The following is a 3,577-nucleotide window of genomic DNA, read 5'->3' on the forward strand; positions in this document are numbered from 1 at the left end:
CGCGTGCGGAGGGGCTCGCGTGCGGGGTGTGCACGCGGCAGGGCGCGTCAGCGCACCTGGAGGTCGATGCAGGCGTAGAAGGCGTTGGCGGTGTCGGCGATGTTCCAGACGGCGAGCACCTTCTGCCGTCCCGTCACGCCGCCGAGGTTCACGGTGTGGGAGACGGAGGACGGCGGCTGCTGGTCGTGGCCGTCGACGAAGGCGATGCGCCTGCCGCCGAGGTAGTACTCGTAGTCGCGGGTCCGGTGCCGGGCGGTGAACGTCCAGGTGAAGGTCACCGTGTTGCCGACGGACGCGGCCTGCCACGGCAGGCCGTCGTCGTCGAGCTCGCGGAAGCGGGCGTTGCCGCCGCTGCAGCTCCGCAGGCCCTTCGGGCCCTCGACGCTCTGCGGCTCCCACTGGATGGATCCGCACTGGACGATGCGCGCCGCGCACTGCGCCTGGCGGCTCATGGGCGCCGAGACGTAGCCGTGGGCGTAGGCGGCGGTCGCCGGGAGGACGACCGCGATCAGGGGGGCGGCGCCGAGGCCGGCCGCGATCGCGGCGGTCCTGCGTCGGGCTTTCTTCATGGCGGGGGTCCTTGCTGAGCGGGGTGGTCATGGGGGTGCGTCGATGCCACCCGGCGATGGAGGGGCGCGGGGCATGGGGAGCCTCCATCAGATAGGAAACTTTCCTATCTGTACGTGGCACGGTAGCCCCGCGTTCGGCGCCGTTCAAGGTTCCGGCCGGACCGCCGGCCCCGTCCCGGCATGACCAGTCCAGGCAGGGCACTGAACCAGCTCCCGGCGCCCCGAAGTTCGGCATGATCTGCCGACGGACGGGCCGTTCACCGGCACAATCCGCTTAAGCGCGCCGAGCATGGGCGAGCCGGGAGAGCGGGGTGGGCTCTCCCGGCTCGCTCGGCGGGGTTCAGGCGCGGGGGCCGGGCCGCGTCACCGCACGTAGATCTGCGGCCGGGGCTGGGCCGGCATGCGGTCGCCCAGGAAGAAGCTCGGGTGCGGCGGCTGGTTGTAGGCGGTGTTCTGCCAGGCCAGTGCCGTCCGGTACTGGGTGTCGTGCAGGAGCGTGTAGAGCTTGGTGCCGGTGACGTCCCGGGTCGTGTAGATGCGCAGCCGGGTGTCGTCGGCGGTCGGCCAGATGACCTCCTCGCGCCAGTCGCCGAACAGGTCGCCGCTCAGCGACGGGACGGCCTTGGTGCCGTTGTTCGAGTGCACGCCCGACGCGGTCAGCAGCCGGGTGTCGCCGGACGGCCCGTACTTGTCGATGTGGGTGCCGTCCAGCAGCTCCCGCACCGGGTCGGCGTCCCACCAGACGAGGAAGTTCGCGGACGACGGCTTGCGGCCGGCGTTGTTGCCGGTGACGCTGCGCAGCTCGGAGACGCTCGACGACCAGAACTCGGCGGCGATCCGCCCCGTCCAGATGTCCCCGGCGACGCCGCGCCCGTTGTCGCAGCACGGGGAGGTCTGCCAGAGGATCTGCCCGTTGTGCGGGTCGATGTAGAGCGACGACGGCTGGCCGGACGACTCGCTCACCTTGAAGTACTCCAGCCCCGGGCGCGCCGGGTCGAAGTCGCCGAGGTGCTGCGCGTCGCCGTGGCCGGTGCGGGTCGTCCACATGCCGTAGCCGTTGTCGTCCACCGCCATCGCGCCGTAGACGATCTCGTCGCGGCCGTCCTGGTCGATGTCGCCGACGGACAGGCTGTGCGAGCCCTGGCCGTCGAAGCCCCGCCCCTGGTTGGTGGAGCTGTTGGTGTCGAACGTCCAGCGGCGGGTGAAGTGCCCGTCCCGCCAGTCCCAGGCGGCGATCACCGTGCGGGTGTAGTAGCCGCGCGCCATGATCAGGCTGGGCCGGGAGCCGTCCAGGTAGGCGGTGCCGGCGAGGAAGCGGTCGACGCGGTTGCCGTACGAGTCGCCCCAGGACGAGACGTTCCCGCGCGGCGGCACGTAGTCGACGGTCTGCATCGCCGCGCCGGTCCGGCCGTCGAACATGGTGAGGTACTCGGGGCCGCTGAGGACGTACCCGCTGGAGTTGCGGTAGTCGGCGCCCGCGTTCCCGATGACCCGGCCGGTGCCGTCGACGGTGCCGTCCGCGGTCTTCATGGCGACCTCGGCGCGGCCGTCGCCGTCGTAGTCGTACACCTGGAACTGCGTGTAGTGCTGGCCGGCGCGGATGTTGCGGCCGAGGTCGATCCGCCACAGCCGCGCGCCGTCCAGCCGGTAGGCGTCGATGTAGACGTCGCTGGTGAAGCCGCTCTGCGAGTTGTCCTTGGAGTTGGACGGGTCCCACTTGAGGACGATCTCCAGCCGCCCGTCGCCGTCGAGGTCGCCGACGCTCGCGTCGTTGGCGCTGTACTCGGAGCCGGGCCGCTGGATCGGCACGTCCAGGTACCCGTCGCCGAAGCGCAGCGACGGCTCGGACGAGGCCCCTTCGCCGCCGTTCACGATCGGCCGGACGGTGTACGAGGCGTCCGCCGGCGCGCCCTGGTCCCAGTAGTTGGTCGAGTCCGTGACCGTGGCGATGCGGGACGACCCGCGGTAGAGGGCGAACGTCGTGCCGGCCGGGTCGGTGCCGAGCAGGCGCCAGCCGACGTAGTTGCCGTTGCCCGACCGGACGCTGATCAGCCCGCGGTCGAGGTCCTCCGCCTGGCGGGCGGCGGCCGCGGTCGCGGGGACGGGCGCGGTGGCGGGCAGGGCCGCGGCGGCCGCGGCGGCGACGGCCAGCGGCAGCAGATGGCGGAGCAGGGGGACGCGTCTGGCTGCGGATCTCACGGGGACTCCCTCGGGAGTGGGCGGGGGACTTCTCCCGCTAGTCGCCCGGCGGGCCCCGGAAGGTTGCCGCTCGGCCGCGGCCGTCCGCGAGCAGCCGCGCCAGCTCGGCGACGCCCTTGGCGGTCTGGCTCTTCACCGTGCCGACCGCGACGCCGAGGAGCTGGGCCGTCTCCTTCTCCGACAGGTCGAAGCCCAGCCGCAGCACCACGCAGGCCCGCTTGCGCTGCGGCAGCCGCAGCAGCGCCGCGCGGACGTCCACGATCGCCGGGACGTCCGGCCCGTGCACGCGGTCGTCGAGCCCGGCGCCGAGCCGCTCGGCCCGGTCGCGCTCCCGGACGAGGACGCGGATCCGGCTCCGCGCCATGTTGACGACCATCCGCCGCACGTAGGCGAGCGGCTGGTCGGCGGCGCGCACCCGGTCCCAGCGCCGCCAGGCCGCCGCCATCGCGTCCGCCGCCACGTCGTCCGCGCCGTCCGGATCCCCCAGCAGCACGAAGGCCAGCCGGGCCAGCTCCCGGTGGTGCCGCCGGAAGAACCCCTGGAACTCGCTCGCATGGGAGCGCTCCCACACCCGGACCTCGTTCACTTGCGGCGTGTTGCCCTTATGAGCGCGCCGAAAGGGCGACACGCCGCAGGTGAACGCACCCGGCACCCGTCCCGGCTTGATCCGTTCAACGCCGCTCCTCTCGGCTCGGCCGACCAGAAAGCGCTTTCCCTTGAACGTAGAGACGCGGCGGGACGACCGTCAACACCCCTTCCGCAACCATCACCCCGGACCCGCCGCACGCCGGCGGCGCCCAGGCCGGGGG

3 protein-coding genes are annotated in these 3,577 nt (G+C 72.8%); all 3 read right to left on the minus strand.

Annotated features, from left to right (window positions below; all coding sequences use genetic code 11):
- Positions 1–47: 47 nt before the first annotated feature.
- Entirely contained in the window at positions 48–569 is a 522-nt protein-coding gene (locus ACIWVC_RS09415; RefSeq protein WP_396448180.1) for a lytic polysaccharide monooxygenase auxiliary activity family 9 protein, read from the minus strand.
- Positions 570–932: 363 nt separating this feature from the next.
- Positions 933–2,768: a rhamnogalacturonan lyase gene (locus ACIWVC_RS09420; RefSeq protein ID WP_396448179.1), complete on the minus strand. Its 1,836-nt coding sequence runs from the start codon at positions 2,766–2,768 to the stop codon at positions 933–935.
- Between the two features lie 37 nt (positions 2,769–2,805).
- Positions 2,806–3,354 carry a SigE family RNA polymerase sigma factor gene (locus tag ACIWVC_RS09425; protein WP_396448178.1) on the minus strand — a complete coding sequence of 183 codons (549 nt, stop codon included), beginning with the start codon at positions 3,352–3,354 and terminating at the stop codon, positions 2,806–2,808.
- Positions 3,355–3,577: the final 223 nt, after the last annotated feature.

Origin of the sequence: Actinomadura sp. (genome assembly GCF_044508335.1) — a bacterium.
Lineage (GTDB): Bacteria > Actinomycetota > Actinomycetes > Streptosporangiales > Streptosporangiaceae > Spirillospora.